This window comes from Falsibacillus pallidus (genome assembly GCF_050990905.1).
GTDB lineage: Bacteria > Bacillota > Bacilli > Bacillales > DSM-25281 > Falsibacillus > Falsibacillus pallidus_A.
Genome location: NZ_CP158866.1, coordinates 3,401,371 through 3,419,153 on the forward strand (window position 1 = coordinate 3,401,371; position 17,783 = coordinate 3,419,153).

The following is a 17,783-nucleotide window of genomic DNA, read 5'->3' on the forward strand; positions in this document are numbered from 1 at the left end:
TTATACTTGAAGGTTCACAAAATCAATCTGCAGATCTGCCTGCTGCCTCATACCGATGGAAACATTTCCACGCTGATAATCAATGTATGGCTTGCGAACTTGCGTGTTGTTCACGACCTTTTGTGGTGTGACGTCCATGTTGTGGCGACCTGGTTCAAAGTGTACCTTCACAGAGAAGTTAGATGGGATAAATCCGATGTTAAAATCATAGGTTGGAAGTTCGCCGTGTCGTTCTGCCTGGGCGGCCATGACACTTCCTCTATGTTCAATCATCATCAGCTCGTCCCCTTCCTGTGAGCTTTCCGCCATCTCCTGGAACCACTCCTGTTCACTTTGCTGTGCCGCTTCGGCATTCATCCGAAATACACTTTTCAGGTTCATATCCGCCCATGCCTGCGACTGGTCAATCGTAAGCTGCGGCTTCGTAGTTTCCATAGTGATATGGGCATTTTCCTGGTGAAGCTGCATCTGGGCATGGGGCTGTTCAATCGTCTGTACTGGAACCGCTGTTTCCATACCGATTTTTGCTGATTGCGATTGTATTCTGATTTGGGGTATGTTCATTTTTATCACCTCAAATAGGAAAAGCCATTCACAAAGGAATAGCTTATCTTAAAAAGTCCATCAAACTCGGTTGAATTATCCGTGCACCGACTCCCATGGCTGCCCGCATGACACTTTCTTGCGTTTTCAAATCTGTGATGACCTTTTCCATGTCCGCATCTTCATTATCAGAGAGGACTTTGTTAGCAATGACTTGCTGCTCGTCGATGCGGTTTTCCATTAATTCAACGCGGTTCATTCTCGCGCCAAGTTCCGAACGGGCGTAAGTGACATTTTGGATATGGCCGTCCAGTTGCTTCAATGAATCATTGATGTCATCGCCCGTTGAGTTCGGATCAGACAACTTCGTGATCAGCTGATCAATATCGCCAAATAATCCGGATGGAGGATTCGTTGAGTTGTCCAGCGTAAATACTTTGGTCGGGTCTGCATTCACTTGGATATATACGCCTTTAGAAAGCTCAAGCTTGACCGGATTGGTGTTCGTTGAAACTTTTGGCGGAGTGGATGTCAAATCAATCGGCTGGGATAAGGTATCCGTCCCATTGAAAAGATATTTCTCTCCAAACTTGGTGTTGCCAAGCTGAACAAGCTGCTCCTTAAGCTGTACAACTTCTTGTTTAATAGCGTCTCTCTGAGTGACATCATATGTATCATTGGATGCTTGTACCGCAAGCTCTCGAATACGCTGAAGAGCTTGTGTCGTTTTATCCAGGGTAGTGTCAGAATTCTCCACCCAGTTATAAGCTTCCCCAAAGTTTCTCTTAAACTGGTCGATTTGCATAAGGCTATCCCGGTAGGAGACCCCTTTCATGGCAACAACCGGGTCATCGGAAGGCCGGTTGATTTTCTTGCCTGTCGCCAGTTGATCTTGGAGCGTTCCCATTTTGTTGTAGCTATTCGTCAAATTCTTTAGCATGTTAGTAGCAAGCATATTTTGTGTAATTCGCATTACTTATTCAACCTCCTATCTTCCGCCTGTTCCCAAGCCGTTGATGATTTTATCGAGCATTTCATCGATCATGGTAATATTTCTTGCAGCGGCATTGTAGGCCGCTTGAAATTTAATCATGTTAGTCATTTCTTCATCCAGGGAAACTGAGCTGACGGACTGCCGGTTTTCACCCACAGATTGGCGAAGCGTCTGGCTATTGCTTTGAAGACGGTTTGCCTGCTGGGCATCGACTCCAAGCTTTCCGATCATTCCTTCGTAGAATGACTTCATCGTACCGTTTCCGATTGCACTTAATGAGGGGAGATTAAGTGTTACGCTTAATCCTTCTAACTCTTTTGGTGTTGCTGAAGAAAGCTCCCAGCCTTGGATGTTACTTAAGTTGATGGCATTCGTTCCATCACCCGCGTTGTCTTCAATAGTGGAAGCCGCAATTTGTTCAGGCAGGATTTTTTCCATTTGAATGGTAGAAGAAGCACCCTTGTAATTACTTATGGTTAGGCTTCCGAGATCAAAGAAGCTATCCGCTTTGGTCGTTCCCGGTAATCCATAGCCTTCTTTTTGCACTGCATTGAACACATTGCCGAAAGTGAAAGCTAATTTATCAAGGTTATCCAGCATATCTGGGTAAATCCCTTTTTCACCTTTTTCCGTTCCACTGGCATCATACGTTTTGTATCCATAGGATTCAATAAGACCGCGGAGCTTTCCTTGTGAGAAATTCATCGCTCCATTGTCATCCACCAAGGAGAGGTCCTTCAACTTGACTTCACCTGTTTCATTGAAAAGTTTCAGGTCTCCTTTTCCAATGCTGCCGTTGGGATCAAATGAAATCTTGTCGTCTCCACCCTGGAAGCCCATTTGCGAATAGTCAGCGCCATTTACAAGGAATACTCCAGTATCTTTTCCGGAAGCATCCAGCAGTTTAATGTTGTATTTTCCTTCTGCTATGTCTAAGGAGTTTCCTCCAGAAGTGACTTTTTCCACTTTGATATTGACGTATTCGGAAAGCTGATCAACAAGGTTGTCGCGCTCATCGTATAAGTCGTTTGGCAAATAGCCATGCGGTTCAACGGATGCAATCGATTCATTGATATCCCCGATTTTTTTCAAAATTGAGTTAACGTCACGAAGACCTACGCTAACTTCATTTCCTAGATCATCTTTAATAGAAGTAAGGGAATCGTGAAGATAATGGAAGGTATCCACCACTGCCTGTCCACGTTCGAGCACAACAGAGCGCGTCCCTTGGTTTTCCGGATAGACGCTTAAGTCCTGCAGCGACTGCCAGAATTGCCCCATAACGGCAGACAACCCATCTTCACTCGGCTCATTCATGATGCTTTCCATTTTGCTTAAAGAAGTGGCACGGGATGACCAATAGCCAAGTTTATTGTTTTCCCCCTGATATTGGTAGTCGAGGAAGCTTTCTCTCACCCGTTGTATTGAACCGGCTTCAACACCTGTTCCCATCTGTCCCGGAATCTGCGGCCTGTTCAAGGCTGCGGCCGGATATGGTTCCGTTTGGACAAAGTTGACACGTTGACGGGAAAACCCTGGGGTATTTGCATTCGATATATTATGTCCTGTGACGTAGAGGGCATTTTGCTGTGTGACCAGACCGCGCCTAGCCGTTTCAAGACCATGAAAAGTAGATGTCATCGGTAGACCTCCATTATGCTTTTGATTCGAATATAGATGCAGAAGGCGATTCTTCTTGATCCGTTAGAGACTTAGAATATTGTGGAGATAGTATATCCCCGCTAAATAAATCGAGGTTGAGCCAAATATATTGAAGAGACTGCTCTAAGAGCTCCTGATTTAAGTCATTTACGTCTTTTAGTTTCTGAGCTTCACCAGTTAATTGTTTTTGCAGTTCGATTAACTGACTACGATCTTTTTCATCAAGCGAATTTATGATTTCAGTGAGGGTTCTACCCGGTGCGGCTTCCTCGCAGATATCCACCAGCTTCCCGTTCAGCATTTCTATCGCTTTCACATGCTTTTGTTCGTCCTTCATCAGCTGTGTTAGAGTCTCAATGTCCCCAACCTTGATCACATCCGTTTTTTTCTTTGCCAGTTGATGGAGACTGCCATGAAGCTTGATTAACTTTTCCATAAATTCAATGATTGAAAGTTGGATTGACATTGAAAATCCTCCTGCTGTTCTATTTGTTATATCGGCAATAATACTGAGTTTTTTATGAAGGAAATGAATATAGGACTATTTACGTATAAACATTGATCAACATGCCTTGGATTTCTCCTACGCGGTTAAGGATATCAAGTCCTTTTTTCTCCTTATTGAGTACATCCTTTGTGAGGTCCATCAGCTTGGAATCTACTTCTTTCACAATCTTATAGATTTTCGTGCGTCCTCTGCGGTTAAACCCGCGCTGCTCCTCAAGCTGCATGCCATTCTTTACTGCATCCTCCAAGAAGGATTTCACCATTTTCTTGTATTTGCGAAGGTCGTCAACTGTCCTCGATTCCGCCAATACTTTTCCTTGATCCTCAATTTCTGATGCCAGTTTGGCAAATCGTTCATAGAGTCCGTTGCCACGTTTATTGGCCATCACTTCTGAAAAGGAAACAGATTCTGAAGCCACCTGTTCTTTTTTGGACATTCGCTGTATGCCGGCTTTCCCTACTTTTTGAACTTCCATGTTTGTTCACCCGTTCTATTAATTTCTTCAATTACTACTATTCTAAATCATGTAAATGGAAGAAAAAAGAGGAGATGTCAAAAGATTGATATCTCCTCGCTTATATTATTTCAAAAGCTGAAGAACTCCTTGTGGAAGCTGGTTCGCTTGCGCAAGCATAGCTTGTCCTGCTTGGTTCAAGATATTGTTCTTAGTGAACTCGGACATTTCTTTTGCCATATCTACATCACGGATACGCGACTCAGCAGATGTCAGGTTTTCATTGGCTGTTTGAATGTTTGTAACTGTATGCTCCAGACGGTTTTGAATGGCACCAAGTTTGCTTCGCTCATCCGATACCTTTTGAATTGCATTGTCAATCTTTGTGATTGCAACGCTTGCAGCATCTGCTGTACTCACATATACGCCATGCTTCGCCTTTTGTCCAGCAGTCGTTATTGGGTTGTATAAATCATCTGTTGCCATTCCAAGTTTCTCAGCGTCCATTACACTTAATTTAAACTCCATCGTTTCTGATTCGTTGGCTCCAATTTGCAGGGATACACTTAAATCAGCACCAGGAGTAGCAGGATCACCGCTCAACAGCTTCTTTTGGTTAAACTGTGTAGTATCCGCAATACGATCAACTTCGAATGTAAGCTGGTCCATTTCTTTTTGAATAGCGCCACGGTCTTCATCTGTCAACGTTCCGTTTGAAGCCTGCACCGATAATTCACGCATACGCTGAAGGATACTATGTGTTTCATTCAAAGCACCCTCGCCGGTTTGGATGAGAGAAATCCCATCCAGGGCATTTCGCTCGGCCATGTCCAGGCCGCGGATCTGGGAGCGCATTTTTTCAGAGATTGCCAGACCTGCTGCGTCATCTGCTGCACGATTGATGCGAAGGCCGGAAGAAAGCTTCTCAAGATTTTTTGATGTATTGGACATCGTTTGGGATAGGTTTCGGTATGCATTCAATGCTTGGATATTATGGTTGATTCTCATCTGTTATTTCCCCTCTTCTACCGTATTCTCGTCGCGCTCGTATACTAAAACATGCTTTTCGTAGGCATTGGTTTTCTGTCTCTTCAAGTCAGCTTTTGTGTTGGGCTTTTCTTTAAGTGCAGTGTTCCATGCGTCTGAAATCCTTGTTAGAATTTCGAGCACTTCTCTTAAAATTGCTGGGTCTTTCCGCAGATTCCCTTCAATGACCCGATCCGCCATATAGTTATAAAGGGCGTCGAGCTGATCCGCAATGATTCCCGCGTCGTAATTCAAACCAACCCCGAGTCGCTGTAAAATATCATTAACATTTTTCAGTTTAATGTTAGAGTCGATATATTTTTTTTGATGTATATCATCAATTGCATTCGTTAAATCATCAATGGCCGCTTCATATAATAGCGACGTGATTTCCTGGGATGACTTCTGGTAAATCAATTCTTTTGTTATAAAGTCCATGTTTAAATCCTCCCACTATTTGTTTTATCGGATCAAAAAGGATGTTGTTAATACGATTTTTCCATTTCCTCGATCAGCAGCAAAATTTCTGCTATGACCGAATACAGCTGAGGAGGTATATTATCTCCGAGGTCGATGTCCAGCAAATGTTTGACCAAACTCTCATCCTCTTGCATCTGGATGTTGTGCTGTTTAGCCAGTTCAATAATTTTCGCTGCCAGGAGTCCGGAGCCCTGTGCGACAACACTCGGTGACCCGCCTTCACCCTCGTCGTAGCGGAGGACTGCAGCAGTTGACCCGTTCATGGCTCTTTTGTTTTTCTGATTAAAATAATGCGGCATCATATCGAAAAATCGTATCCTTTCTCTGTAAAAACAGGATTCTGGATAGGCTGCTTCTCGACTTTTGGTTGCTCTTTTGTTGGAGCGGTATGTAATGATGAAAACTGGATGCTGCCAATTCCATATCCAATTTCCTCAAGTCGTTCCTTAGCGATATCCGTCAGCGGAGTCATTTTATCTTTGAAGCCTGGCCTATCATTTTTAATATTGATAGAAAGATTGCGGTTCGTTGTTTTTAGAGAAATTCCCAGATCCCCAAGCTTCTTCGTTTCCAGTAAAAAGAAGAGGCTACAGTTCTCCCAATCGATTTTTTGTGAACTGTTATTGGAGTTGATAAACACCTTTACGTTTTCCACTTGGTCTTTCAGCACTAGCGGCAAGGAGAACATCATGCTCTGCAGCCCGGATGGGTCATTCTTGCTCAGGAGCTGCTGGCCAGTCAGATTCTGCATTAATCCATCAACCTTCAACGAAGATTGGGAGACGCCATCCGCTTCGTTTTGCAGCTTCATTAAGATATTCTTCATATTGGAGTCCAAGGTGCTGTCATTCTTAGAATTCTGGACAAGTGCATGAGCTTGGTCCGTGTCATGGGTCAATCCCATCTGCTTCATATATTCGAATGCTCCGCGGGCTGTCGGCTGCTGTTTGAAACCTGCCTGGGCTTGATCAAATTGCTGCAGCAGCTGTTTTTCCGGAGATGCTCCTTCAAGCTGAGTCAATTCTTTAGACACAAAATGCTGAACCCGGGTGTCGGATGGTTTGAACATGATTTTATCAATCATCGTTTTAATTTCGGAAACAATCTTTTTCGCTTCCGGATAGTCCCCTTCTGAAAGAAGATTTTTTGCTTGAGCAAGCTGAGTACTGGCCGTCATGAGTTTCTTCTCTGTCTTCATATCGGTATAAAGCATGAAGTCGCTCTTTAAAATGGTCTGGTCCAGCTGTTTAATCGTTGCTTCGAGTAATGGCTTCGCGGAAGTTTTCCCGATGCTCTGCTCCACTGTCTGCAAGTTTCGAGTAACGTCCTGTTTAAATGCTTTAAAATCGATCGCAGCTTGTGAAAGCTTTAGCGTAATCTTACTTACAATTAAATCCTTCGATTGAAACGGGATGGAAGCAAACAAATCGTCATTAAGCTGATAGGCATCTTGAGTCTGCGTGTTGTCCTGAATAGGCTGAGACTGCTTAATTTCTCTCTCTATTCTTTTCAAGACATTCATAAGTTCCTGGCGGGCGGCCATTTCTTTACCAATAGAAGAAAAATCGCCGGCCTTCTGGACTGCATTTTGGATAACTGCCGACTGTTCATCTGAAAGGTTCTCTGCCAATGCATTCAAGTTTTGAAGAATCTTTGATAGATCCGGGTCTTTTTGAATAGACTTCATCAGTTTTGCGATATCGCTTAATCGATTGTCTTCTGCCAGGGCAGGATTCTGCGATGTTTGAACAGATCCTTCTTGCTTCAATGTTGAGAGAAGAAGATTAGCTGCAAGCTTAAGGAGTTTTTGGCTGTCTTCGTTATTTTTGCTCTCAGCCAAGCGAAGCAGCTGCTCACTTTGTGTAAGACTCTTCTTGATTCCAGAAAGAGAAGGATCTTTGCTTAGCTCGTCCTTTAGCATGGCGATGGCTTTAGCCAGGTCACCATGCTTAATTGCATCCATCGCTGCTTTTATCACATCTCCTGCAGGTTTTCCATAAGGGGTTCCTTCCACTTCCGTGAATGAAAACTGGCCGTCGATTTCTTTGGCAAGGTGCGCCAATTCTTTGCCATACGATGAACCAAAAAGTGCTTCATGGACGGACTTCATTTGGGTCGGAGTGAAATCCAATCCTTTTTTCGCCATAACGGCAATGGTTTCGAGTTTTTGATTGAGGGTTCCTGGCTCGGATTCAATGAAATTTTTCAAATCCTGAAAGGTTTGTTTTGTGAGCGGGACGCCTTTTTGTTGAAGGATGGCAGCTGCTGATTTAATTCCATCTGATACAGGCTTTCCGTCATTAAGTTGGAGAAGGGTCTTATCCAGCTCAGCTTTTTGACCGGTTCCTTTTCCATCATCTGCAGATGAAGCACTCTTCACTATAGGCGGGGATTGATTGGCGTCAACGATCTGAATCATCGTTTTGCCTTGGGCTGATGAAGGATATTCAAATTTCACTTTGATATCCTGATTCTTTATTTGGAGGATTGCCTCATCATTCGGGAGTTTCTCCTTTATGACGGCATGATAAATATCCCCTTCCTTCAACGTGATTGCCTTATCTGAAGGGGCGAAGTTCATCAATTTCTGTTCGTTTGTCACTTGCATGTCTGTTCACGCTCCACACTTTTTAGGGATTCTTCCATCTGCGCTCATCCTTGAGCTCTTAAATCCATCCGTGTGTGTTGGTTTTTATTTTTGAAAAAACTTCAACATTGCCTTTGCCGTCTCTTTTGGATCAACTTTATATTCGCCGCTGTCCACTTTCTGCTTCAATTCTTCCACTTTTGCCTGGCGCTCTTTGATTAGCTGGGAAGACTGCTGCATTTCCTTTGCGGCAGTAGAAATCTCCACTTTGTCGTTGCCCATCCCTCTTGTCTGGGCAGTCTTTTCATATTTCTCCGCCTGCTTTTTGTAAGGGTTGATTCCAGAATTATTAAATGGGTTGATCTTCATATTTAACACCTCTCTTTTCTCCGCACACATTTCTTATATACATTATATCGGAAGATTTTTATATTTGTTTAGTGTATATCTATAGTTCGTTGATACTAATCTTTTTCCAATAAAAAAGGCCCATAAACGAGCCTTTTATCTTAGTCTTTATTTGAGTAATACGTAGCTTTTTCTTTTTCCCTGATTTCAGCCGCACGCTTCTGTTCATTTTGGAAGCTTTGTAAATCCGCCCTCAATGAAGAAGAACAGTTTTCGCAAATTTTCCCTTGCTTGATAATCGTTCCGCATTTGTCGCACGGATAGCCTAGGTTTGGGAAATGAGCGATATTGAATCTGCCTTTCCGCACAAATTTATGAATTAAATCTTCCGGTACACCGGTCTGTGCGACAATTGTCGGGATGGTTGCTGCCCGGTTTTCACGCTTTCTCAAAAAACCATAGACCGTATCGTATTGTTTTTCTTCTTCTTTGAAGCACTTATCGCATACGTCGCGGAATGCATTTTTCGCAAAAATGCTATTACATGTAGGACAGTTCGTTATTTCTGCCATCTGTCATCTCTCCCTGCATTTCTTTCTATCCTTATTATCGGCAGGTTTTGATGACTGTTAAATGCTTCTCGCCATTGTTATGGAAGAAACATTTTTCGCACCATTGTCTTTTAATACTTTTGCTGCATGGCGGAGAGTAGTGCCAGTTGTGTAGATGTCATCGATGAGGAGGATGGATTTGTTTTCAAAGTTAATGTCCCAATCTGAATTCAGCCGAAAAACCTGTTCTGCTTCAAGTCTTTGTCTCCGGGACTTTTTTGATTGTTTTTCGGAGTGGGTTCTTTCAAGGAGATGTGTCGGTTGGAATCCTGCTTCTATAATGAGTGCCTCCGATTGATTGAACCCCCTCTCATACAGCCTCTCTGCACTAAGTGGAATAGGAGCGATGAAATCAGGCTTTTCTTTCTTAATCAAACGTTTGATTAAATTTGAAAAAGCCTTTGATATCAAGTAATCTCCCCGATATTTATACTTAGCCAGGACCTCTTTGAAAAAATCATTGTACACATAAAACGAGTGATTTTGGCTGAGGGCTCCGCTCCATTCCCCTTCTTCCCATTCGATGCAGTCCTGACAAATGCCGCTTTCCTTTTGAGGACGCGAGCAGGTCCTGCATCTCTCCCCTTCTATTAATCGAAGTTCCTCCTGGCAGGAATCGCAAAAAGGTTCGATGTCGCAGCCTCTGATCATAGCTGTCCAGTTGAATGTAGGGTAGACAGGTTCATGACAGTACAGACAATGTCCGCTCATCCTTTGAGCCACCCCCTCTTTTTCGCTTCTTTGTTCATTTTTAAAATATGAAGTTTGGCTTTTTCCATGGCGTATGTCCTCCCGAAGTGATAAAACGTAATGTTTCCTACTGGTTGTGAAGCACTTCTTCCAACCCGACCGGAGATTTGGACGAGCGCTGCTTCTTTAAATGTTGGATCATCCGTTCCGATGACTGACACATCAAGTCCCGGGATCGTCACTCCCCTTTCCAGGATGGTGGTCGTCAAGAGAATTGGAATTTCTCCATTTCTCATTTTTTGGACCTTTTCTTTTCGCTCTGGATCTTCAGCATGTACAGATTCTATAAAAGGATTTAGCTTTTGAAATAAAGGCAGTGCCTTTTGCATTGTTTCGATATGGGGGAAGAAAATGAAAGCCTGTGTGTTGCTTTGGAGCCTTTTTTCTGTCCATGTTCTTAATGGCAATGGGATTTTTCCTTTGGCGAACTTCTTCTGCCAATCGGTCCCCCATTTAAAAACTGGAACGGGAAGCGGATGACCGTGGTATCGGACGGGGATTCTTACAAATGGAAGCTTTCCTAAATTAGCTTGCTGCTGAAGTCTGCGGTTTGGCGTTGCAGTGAGGTAGATTGTGCTGGAGTCGGGTTTTTGTGCTTTGGAAGCTGCGAATTTCAGAGCAGCATCCATACTGAAAGGAAAAGCATCCACTTCATCAATGATCATGACGTCAAAAGCAGATTGGAACCGGAGCAGCTGGTGGGTGGTGGCGATGGTAAGGGGAGAGTAGTCCCATTTCTGTTCACTTCCCCCGTAGAGAGAGACGACTGGGACATCCGGAAATGCTTGCTGCAGGCGAGGCGTCAATTCGTGGATGACGTCGGTTCGCGGGCTTGCGATGCAGACACGCTTTCCTGTTCTGATGGCTTCTTCAATTCCAGCGAATAGAACTTCCGTCTTTCCCGCTCCGCATACGGCCCAGACGAGAAGATCTGTTTTTGTTTGTATAGCATGGATGAGTTTGTCGGAAGCCTCCTCCTGCCCGGGTGAGAGGTGTCCTTCCCATTGGAGAATGTTTTCGGATTGCTGCTCCGGGGGAGGTCCGGTCCATGTTATGAGCGGGGTGCATTCAGACACCCGTCCCATCATGATGCAGTTCCGGCAGTAGCGGCATGTATGATGGCAGCGAGCGCATGGCATGTTAGTGATCAGATGGGATTTGCTTGTGCCGCATCGCTGGCATACACCGTTTTCGATTCCATTTTGATAGGAGATATAGCCGTGAAGGTAATGGTCGTGAAGAAGTTTGATTGGAAATGGGATTTCATCAAGGAGGAGGGCTTTTCCCGTCAGGAGGTTCTGGAGTTCTTTTGAAAAATGGTATGGCTGATGGGGTTTTTGAGGGAGGTCATTATAGTGTGTGATGGGTTTTAATTCATTTGCGAATTCCTTTGGGGCAAGCGGCTCGGGGATTAATGTTTCATTGTGGACAATGAATCTCAATATATCATCTCTCTTTCTTAAAAATAAGCGCCAGGTTTGGTCGGCACTGGCGCTGCTGTTGATTATTTTTTCACCCACGTGAGGCCCATGGCGCCTTCGCCAAGATGGGTCCCGATGACGGCTCCGAAATAGCCGATCATGAAATCTACATTTGGGAATTTGTCTTTCAATTCATTTCTCCACTCGTGCGCTTCTGCTTCGCGATTCGCGTGGATGATACAGGCTTGGTACTCGTTGCCTGAGTTAGCGTCTTCCGCAAGCAAATCCTCAATCCGCTTCATCGCTTTTTTCCGTGTCCGGATTTTCTCAAAAGGAACGATGACTTTGTCCTGGAAATGCAAGAGCGGCTTCACTTGAAGCAGGCTTCCGATAAATGCCTGGGCGCCGGAAAGCCTTCCGCCGCGCTGAAGATGTGCAAGATCATCCACCATGAAGTAGGCACGGAGCGTTTTCTTCATTTCATTCAAACGGTCGATGATGACAGTTGGCAGCTCCCCTTGCTTTGCCATTTTGGCTGCCTCCAGGACATAGAATCCTTGAGCCATGCAGCTAATTTCCGAATCAAACGCGTAGACTTCGATTCCTTCGACCATCTCTCCTGCAGTTAACGCTCCTTGATAGGTGCCGCTGATCCCGCTGGATAAATGGATGCTGATGACTGCATCATAATTCGCGCTTAATTTTTCAAAAAGATCAACGAAATCCCCGATGGCAGGCTGGGATGTGGTTGGCAGCTTGTTCTCTTTCTTGACCTCCTGGAAAAAATCCTCTGCATGCAGATCGACTTCCTCCCGGTAGGACTCTCCTCCCATCACGACATTCAGGGAGATCATATGTATATCGAACTGTTCACGCAATTCTTTCGGAATATACGCTGTACTATCCGTAACAATTGCCGTTTTCATAGGAGTACCTCTCTTTATCTTTATTGGGCATGTACATATATATGTTCTCCATTTTATCTGAATTGAATAGGCTTTGCACTAGTTTTTTATTAACACACGAAGTGCCTGTCACGCCCCGAAAAATGTCGGGAGTCGACATTTTTCGGGGCGTGACAGGCACCTTTTAATATTTTCTTGACAACTTGTATATACATGATTACAATAAACTCATAACATGTATATACAAATCCAACTTCAATTCTTTTATGAAAGCGCATTATTTTTTAAGTTTGCAAGCTGCTATTATAGGGAACTTTTTTATAAAAGAATTGAAAACGGTTACTTTATTTAACAAAGGGAGGAATTTTCGTGAGCGTAAGCAGAGAGTCTGTTCATCAAATCGTTGAAGCAATCGGCGGAAAAGAAAACATTCAGACCGCAACTCACTGTGTCACTCGCCTTCGCCTTGTGCTGAAGGATGAAAGCATTGTAGATAAAAAGAAACTCGGGAACATCGATATTGTTAAAGGATCCTTTTCTTCCAATGGGCAGTTCCAAGTCGTCATCGGACAGGGTCTAGTCGACAAAGCATACAAGATTTTAGTTGAAGAAACAGGAATCGGCGAAGCATCCAAGCAGGATGTCAAAGATGCAGCGGCTCAAAACCTGAACCCGCTTCAGCGTGCCATCAAGGTATTGGCTGACATCTTTATCCCGATCCTGCCGGCAATCGTAACAGCCGGTCTATTGATGGGTCTTAACAACATCCTGACTGGCCAGGATATTTTCTATGACGGGAAATCATTCATTGATGTCCATAAAAATTGGAAAGACTTAGCGAGCATGATCAACCTCATCGCAAATACTGCCTTCGTCTTCCTGCCAGGGTTGATCGGATGGTCTGCCGTCAAACGATTCGGCGGAAGTCCGCTGCTTGGGATTGTACTAGGGCTAATGCTCGTCCATCCTGACCTCTTGAATGCATGGTCTTACGGGGATGCACAGGCTAAAGGCGAAATTCCTTACTGGAACCTTTTTGGACTTAAAGTTCAAGCAATCGGATATCAAGGACAAGTCCTTCCGATATTATTTGCTTCCTATTTATTAGCGAAGATTGAAAACTTCCTTAATAAGCGAGTTCATGACTCCATTAAATTGCTGGTCGTTGCTCCTGTTGCTCTTTTAATCACTGGTTTTGCAACATTCATTGTCATTGGTCCAGTAACATTCTGGATCGGCATGCAGCTTACAGACGGCGTGGTTTGGATCTTCAACCACTTCGCTTGGCTTGGCGGCTTGCTCTATGGAGGGCTTTACGCAGTCATGGTTATCACTGGAATGCACCATACATTCCTTGCAGTCGATTTGCAGCTCGTCGGGAATGCCGGCGGAACATTTTTATGGCCAATCCTCGCCCTATCCAATATCGCACAAGGTTCAGCCGCACTAGCCATGTTGTTTGTCTTGAGAAAGAAAGACGAAAAACTGCGTGGACTCGCTGGAACTTCAGCGCTCTCAGCTTATCTTGGAATCACTGAACCAGCGATGTTCGGGGTCAACCTGCGCTTCCGCTATCCGTTCATCAGCGCGTTGATAGGATCGGCGATTGCCGGGATGGTTCTGGCCATAGGCGGAGTAAAGGCATTCTCCATCGGGGTCGGAGGACTTCCTGGATTCTTATCGATTATTAATAAATATTGGGGCACCTTCTTCATCGGCATGGCCATTTCAATCGTCGTTCCAATCGTATTAACGATCATATGGTCAAAATTTGCAAAAAATGATATAGAAGCATAATAGGAAATTGGGAGGCTATCGCTTCCCTTTTCCTTTTAAATAAGCAAAAACACAGTTTATCAACGAGGTGAATAATCAATGAATCAGCAACCATGGTGGAAGAAAGCTGTTGTTTATCAAATTTATCCGAAAAGCTTCAATGATACGACCGGCAACGGAGTCGGGGACATCAAAGGAATAACCGAGAAGCTCGACTACTTAAAAAAGCTTGGGGTCGAAGTCATTTGGCTCACACCCATCTATAAATCCCCTCAGCACGACAATGGATACGATATCAGCGACTATTTTGGCATTCACGAGGAATATGGGACGATGGAAGATTTCAACGAACTTCTGGATGAAGCCCATAAACATGGCCTGAAAATCATCATGGACATCGTTGTCAATCATACATCGACAGACCATGAGTGGTTCCAGCAGGCGAAGCGTTCAAAAGACAACCCAATTCGCGATTTCTACATTTGGAAGGATCCGAAAGAGGATGGATCAGAACCGACGAATTGGCAGTCGAAATTCGGCGGGAACGCGTGGCAGTATGATGAAGGGACCGGCCAGTATTACCTCCATCTATTCGATGTCACACAGGCAGACTTGAATTGGGAGAATGCAGAACTCAGAAACAACATCTATGACATGATGCGATTCTGGGCAGAAAAAGGCGTCGACGGATTCAGGTTGGATGTCATCAATTTGATTTCAAAAGATCAAGAGTTCCCTGATGACGACGGCTCCACTGCTCCAGGGGACGGACGCAAATTCTACACAGACGGCCCGCGTGTGCATGAATTCATGAAGGAAATGAATAAAGAAGTCTTTTCAAAATATGACATGCTGACGGTCGGTGAAATGTCATCTACCTCCATCCCGCATTGTATTCGGTATTCAAATCCAGCGGAAGATGAACTGAGCATGACCTTCAATTTCCATCATTTAAAAGTCGATTATCCGAACGGGGAAAAATGGAGCGTTGCTGACTTTGATTTCCTCAAACTGAAAGAGATTTTGTCCGAATGGCAGACTGCCATGCATGAAGGCGGCGGATGGAATGCTCTATTCTGGTGCAACCACGACCAGCCAAGGATTGTTTCGCGCTATGGAAATGACGGAGAGTATCGAGTGGAATCAGCGAAGATGCTCGCAACTGCCATGCATATGCTACAAGGAACACCTTACATCTATCAAGGAGAAGAAATCGGGATGACCAATCCGAAGTTCACTTCGATTGAGGAGTACCGCGATGTGGAATCCCTGAATATCTATAATATTTTGCTTGAGCAGGGCAAATCGAAAGAAGAAATCCTGGAGATTCTGCGCCACAAATCCCGTGACAATTCCCGGACCCCTGTCCAGTGGGATGACAGCTCCAATGCCGGGTTTACAGATGGAACTCCATGGATCGAACCTGCTTCCAACTATAAAGAAATCAATGTGGAAAGAGCAATGGCTGACGAGGATTCCATCTTCTATCACTATCAAAAGCTAACAGAATTGCGGAGGCAATATGATGTCATCACGGATGGCGACTATCAGCTGCTTTTAGCAGATGACCCGCAGCTTTTTGCATACACTCGAAATACGGAGGACGAAATACTCCTTGTCGTGAACAACTTCTACGAAAAAGAAGCCGTGTTTGAGCTTCCAAACGATGTGGACGTTGAAGGCCTAGACAGTGAGATCCTGATATCCAACTACAAAGATTCATCAAAGGATTGTCGTAAAATCAACCTCCGTCCATACGAGTCGATTGTATATCGATTGAAAAAGTGACAGGCACCACCCGGTTTTTGTCGATAAATGCAGAAAAATGGTGCCAGCTCGGACTGGCACCATTTCTTATATTCTTTATTATTTCCCTGTTTGGCCTGATCCTTCTTCCATCGCATAGGTCGCAATCATTTTCCACTCTCCATTTTCTTTATGGAACGTGTTGATTTGCCTAGTGAGGCTGTTGACGGTTTGCTTGGATTGAGGATCTGTAACTGTCGTTGCAATTTCTGTAAACACATTGGCTTCCTGCTTTTTCTCATCATATTTCATGATGATCGTGTTTTTCGGATTCATTTTGATATCCATATGGTCGAATGTATTTTTCAAATATTCCTTTTCCTCATCATATTTGAAGGACTTTGGATTTTTGGAAATCGTGTTCATGTAGGCATCCAAATCTTCATTGTTGAAGGCTTGGAAATGCTCGTCCACCACTTTCAGAAGCGCCAGGCTTTCTTCATTCGGAATATTGGCTGCTTCTTTAATAGGAGGCTTCTGCATCTTGCCATCACTTGGAACAGAAGTATCCCCTTCCGATGCTTTTTGCTCTGTTTTTGGAGCAGATGTTTTCTTTTCTTCTTTTTCGCCATCGCTGCAAGCTGCCAGGGATACTAGCAGCGCTGCTGACATCGTTCCGACTGCAAGCCATTTATGTATTTTCAATGTAGACACACCTTTCTTATACAATCCGCAATCTTATTTTAAAGAAAAGAAGGCGTATTCACAACCATTTCACCAATTGGTTGTCTTCTTCCAATAGGACCTGTGCTAAAATGGAGTTGGTGATAATATGACAAAACAGAATAAATATAAACAAATATACGAGGAGCTTTCCCAGCAGATCCTTGATGGCAAGTACAAGGCGATGGAGACTCTTCCCTCGGAAAATGAACTCAGCGAAATGTATGAGACGTCTAGGGAAACCATTCGGAAAGCCTTGACTCTTCTTTCTCAAAAAGGATTCATCCAGAAAATCCGGGGCAAAGGTTCCATTGTCCTTGATATTTCAAAAATGAGCTTCCCGATTTCCGGTCTCGTCAGCTTCAAGGAGCTGCAGCACTCATTGGGCCGTGACATCGAAACGATTGTCTATGAATTCGGGCTGGTGAATGCCGATGAACGCATTGCCCAGCAGTTGAATGTACCTGCCGGGGAAGAAATTTGGAAAGTTTATCGCGCACGCTCCATTCAGGGAGAAAAAATCATTCTAGACAAGGATTATTTTCAAAAGAAGCACGTCCCCCTTTTGACCAAGGAAATCTGTGAAAACTCCATTTATGAATACTTGGAAAATGAGCTGAACATGACGATCAGCTTCGCGAAGAAAGAGATTACCGTAGAGCCATGTTCGGAAGATGACCGCAAATACTTGGACCTAGCGGATTATGATCACGTGGTAGTTGTGAAAAACTACGTCTACCTCGATGACGCGACGCTTTTTCAATATACTGAATCGCGGCATCGGTTGGATAAATTCAGGTTTGTGGATTTTGCGAGGCGGAAGCATTAATTATGGGTTGAATGTAAAAAAGCAGCTGCGGGCTGCTTTTTTTAGTTTGTTCATTTTGTGCGGCTGGCAGTGGCGGATTTGCGGGGTGGCGCATAAGAGCTATAGTTTCGCGCATAAGAGTTATTTCTGGCGCAAAAGAGCCGTCGTTTCGCGTATAAGCGGAAATTTTTCGCGCATAGGATACGATAAGTGGCGCAAAGAGGCGCACATTTTCAAATTTCAGACCCTCCCTAAGCCCAATTTCAAGGAATTCCACATCATTTCCACTGTATAATCCCGAATTTGGACTGAATCTATCCCGAATTTCTGCAATCGCCACTGTTTAACCACCAAAATACTCAAAGTTCACCCCGATTCCAATGCTGCACCCATTCCCTCAAACATTTCTCCAACTAAAAAGCGGCCACCCAATGGGGCGGC

At 44.1% G+C, this 17,783-nt stretch carries 19 protein-coding genes; 3 read left to right on the forward strand and 16 right to left on the reverse strand.

Features of this window, described 5'->3' with window-relative positions; translation table 11 throughout:
* The 14 genes from ABTV07_RS17780 to ABTV07_RS17845 all read right to left on the reverse strand — a co-directional run bounded on the left by ABTV07_RS17780 (position 1) and on the right by ABTV07_RS17845 (position 12,310).
* Positions 1-564, reverse strand: coding sequence for a DUF6470 family protein (locus ABTV07_RS17780; protein ID WP_433744786.1), 564 nt, complete (start codon positions 562-564; stop codon positions 1-3).
* Positions 565-607: 43 nt separating this feature from the next.
* Entirely contained in the window at positions 608-1,516 is a 909-nt protein-coding gene (gene flgL / locus ABTV07_RS17785) for a flagellar hook-associated protein FlgL (protein WP_433744789.1), read from the reverse strand.
* Between the two features lie 15 nt (positions 1,517-1,531).
* Positions 1,532-3,178 (reverse strand): flagellar hook-associated protein FlgK, encoded by a 1,647-nt coding sequence (flgK, locus tag ABTV07_RS17790; RefSeq protein WP_433744791.1) that lies wholly within the window; start codon positions 3,176-3,178, stop codon positions 1,532-1,534.
* Between the two features lie 13 nt (positions 3,179-3,191).
* Positions 3,192-3,665, reverse strand: coding sequence for a flagellar protein FlgN (locus ABTV07_RS17795; protein WP_433744794.1), 474 nt, complete (start codon positions 3,663-3,665; stop codon positions 3,192-3,194).
* A gap of 79 nt (positions 3,666-3,744) precedes the next feature.
* Positions 3,745-4,182: a YaaR family protein gene (locus ABTV07_RS17800; protein ID WP_433744797.1), complete on the reverse strand. Its 438-nt coding sequence runs from the start codon at positions 4,180-4,182 to the stop codon at positions 3,745-3,747.
* A 105-nt stretch (positions 4,183-4,287) separates the two neighbouring features.
* Positions 4,288-5,169 carry a flagellin Hag gene (hag, locus tag ABTV07_RS17805; protein ID WP_433744800.1) on the reverse strand — a complete coding sequence of 294 codons (882 nt, stop codon included), beginning with the start codon at positions 5,167-5,169 and terminating at the stop codon, positions 4,288-4,290.
* 3 nt (positions 5,170-5,172) lie between these two features.
* Positions 5,173-5,625 (reverse strand): flagellar export chaperone FliS, encoded by a 453-nt coding sequence (gene fliS / locus ABTV07_RS17810; RefSeq protein ID WP_433744802.1) that lies wholly within the window; start codon positions 5,623-5,625, stop codon positions 5,173-5,175.
* 47 nt (positions 5,626-5,672) lie between these two features.
* Positions 5,673-5,969, reverse strand: a complete 297-nt coding sequence (locus ABTV07_RS17815; protein WP_433744805.1) for an EscU/YscU/HrcU family type III secretion system export apparatus switch protein — start codon at positions 5,967-5,969, stop codon at positions 5,673-5,675.
* Positions 5,966-8,275: a hypothetical protein gene (locus ABTV07_RS17820; protein ID WP_433744808.1), complete on the reverse strand. Its 2,310-nt coding sequence runs from the start codon at positions 8,273-8,275 to the stop codon at positions 5,966-5,968. The genes ABTV07_RS17815 and ABTV07_RS17820 overlap by 4 nt, the downstream gene beginning before the upstream one ends.
* 84 nt (positions 8,276-8,359) lie before the next feature.
* Positions 8,360-8,623, reverse strand: coding sequence for a flagellar biosynthesis anti-sigma factor FlgM (gene flgM, locus ABTV07_RS17825; RefSeq protein ID WP_433744811.1), 264 nt, complete (start codon positions 8,621-8,623; stop codon positions 8,360-8,362).
* A gap of 140 nt (positions 8,624-8,763) precedes the next feature.
* Positions 8,764-9,174, reverse strand: a complete 411-nt coding sequence (locus ABTV07_RS17830; RefSeq protein ID WP_433744813.1) for a TIGR03826 family flagellar region protein — start codon at positions 9,172-9,174, stop codon at positions 8,764-8,766.
* A 57-nt stretch (positions 9,175-9,231) separates the two neighbouring features.
* A complete protein-coding gene (locus ABTV07_RS17835) occupies positions 9,232-9,924 on the reverse strand; it encodes a ComF family protein (RefSeq protein WP_433744816.1) in 693 nt (230 codons plus the stop codon).
* A complete protein-coding gene (locus ABTV07_RS17840) occupies positions 9,921-11,405 on the reverse strand; it encodes a DEAD/DEAH box helicase (RefSeq protein ID WP_433751349.1) in 1,485 nt (494 codons plus the stop codon). Before ABTV07_RS17840 ends, ABTV07_RS17835 begins: the two co-directional genes overlap by 4 nt.
* Before the next feature lie 62 nt (positions 11,406-11,467).
* Positions 11,468-12,310, reverse strand: coding sequence for a DegV family protein (locus ABTV07_RS17845; protein ID WP_433744819.1), 843 nt, complete (start codon positions 12,308-12,310; stop codon positions 11,468-11,470).
* 348 nt (positions 12,311-12,658) lie between these two features.
* On the opposite strand from ABTV07_RS17845, the gene treP reads away from it, so the two are divergent.
* Together treP and treC are read left to right on the forward strand one after the other, a co-directional pair.
* A complete protein-coding gene (gene treP / locus ABTV07_RS17850) occupies positions 12,659-14,086 on the forward strand; it encodes a PTS system trehalose-specific EIIBC component (RefSeq protein WP_433744821.1) in 1,428 nt (475 codons plus the stop codon).
* A 78-nt stretch (positions 14,087-14,164) separates the two neighbouring features.
* Positions 14,165-15,853, forward strand: coding sequence for an alpha,alpha-phosphotrehalase (gene treC / locus ABTV07_RS17855; RefSeq protein WP_433744823.1), 1,689 nt, complete (start codon positions 14,165-14,167; stop codon positions 15,851-15,853).
* A gap of 78 nt (positions 15,854-15,931) precedes the next feature.
* Here the strand turns inward: treC and ABTV07_RS17860 are convergent, their stop codons facing one another.
* Positions 15,932-16,516 (reverse strand): hypothetical protein, encoded by a 585-nt coding sequence (locus ABTV07_RS17860; RefSeq protein ID WP_433744826.1) that lies wholly within the window; start codon positions 16,514-16,516, stop codon positions 15,932-15,934.
* 127 nt (positions 16,517-16,643) lie between these two features.
* Between ABTV07_RS17860 and treR the strand changes: the two genes are divergently transcribed.
* Positions 16,644-17,363, forward strand: coding sequence for a trehalose operon repressor (gene treR / locus ABTV07_RS17865; RefSeq protein WP_433744828.1), 720 nt, complete (start codon positions 16,644-16,646; stop codon positions 17,361-17,363).
* On the opposite strand, the gene ABTV07_RS17870 is transcribed toward treR, so the two are convergent.
* Complete coding sequence (locus ABTV07_RS17870; RefSeq protein ID WP_433744831.1) at positions 17,329-17,682, reverse strand: hypothetical protein; 354 nt, start codon at positions 17,680-17,682, stop codon at positions 17,329-17,331. The genes treR and ABTV07_RS17870 overlap by 35 nt on opposite strands.
* Positions 17,683-17,783: the final 101 nt, after the last annotated feature.

Bases quoted from the DNA above. Each gene is read 5' to 3' on its own strand.
- ABTV07_RS17780 (WP_433744786.1), bottom strand. From the start codon at position 564: ATGAACATACCCCAAATCAGAATACAATCGCAATCAGCAAAAATCGGT.
- flgL (WP_433744789.1), bottom strand. From the start codon at position 1,516: ATGCGAATTACACAAAATATGCTTGCTACTAACATGCTAAAGAATTTG.
- flgK (WP_433744791.1), bottom strand. From the start codon at position 3,178: ATGACATCTACTTTTCATGGTCTTGAAACGGCTAGGCGCGGTCTGGTC.
- ABTV07_RS17795 (WP_433744794.1), bottom strand. From the start codon at position 3,665: ATGTCAATCCAACTTTCAATCATTGAATTTATGGAAAAGTTAATCAAG.
- ABTV07_RS17800 (WP_433744797.1), bottom strand. From the start codon at position 4,182: ATGGAAGTTCAAAAAGTAGGGAAAGCCGGCATACAGCGAATGTCCAAA.
- hag (WP_433744800.1), bottom strand. From the start codon at position 5,169: ATGAGAATCAACCATAATATCCAAGCATTGAATGCATACCGAAACCTA.
- fliS (WP_433744802.1), bottom strand. From the start codon at position 5,625: ATGGACTTTATAACAAAAGAATTGATTTACCAGAAGTCATCCCAGGAA.
- ABTV07_RS17815 (WP_433744805.1), bottom strand. From the start codon at position 5,969: ATGATGCCGCATTATTTTAATCAGAAAAACAAAAGAGCCATGAACGGG.
- ABTV07_RS17820 (WP_433744808.1), bottom strand. From the start codon at position 8,275: ATGCAAGTGACAAACGAACAGAAATTGATGAACTTCGCCCCTTCAGAT.
- flgM (WP_433744811.1), bottom strand. From the start codon at position 8,623: ATGAAGATCAACCCATTTAATAATTCTGGAATCAACCCTTACAAAAAG.
- ABTV07_RS17830 (WP_433744813.1), bottom strand. From the start codon at position 9,174: ATGGCAGAAATAACGAACTGTCCTACATGTAATAGCATTTTTGCGAAA.
- ABTV07_RS17835 (WP_433744816.1), bottom strand. From the start codon at position 9,924: ATGAGCGGACATTGTCTGTACTGTCATGAACCTGTCTACCCTACATTC.
- ABTV07_RS17845 (WP_433744819.1), bottom strand. From the start codon at position 12,310: ATGAAAACGGCAATTGTTACGGATAGTACAGCGTATATTCCGAAAGAA.
- treC (WP_433744823.1), top strand. From the start codon at position 14,165: ATGAATCAGCAACCATGGTGGAAGAAAGCTGTTGTTTATCAAATTTAT.
- treR (WP_433744828.1), top strand. From the start codon at position 16,644: ATGACAAAACAGAATAAATATAAACAAATATACGAGGAGCTTTCCCAG.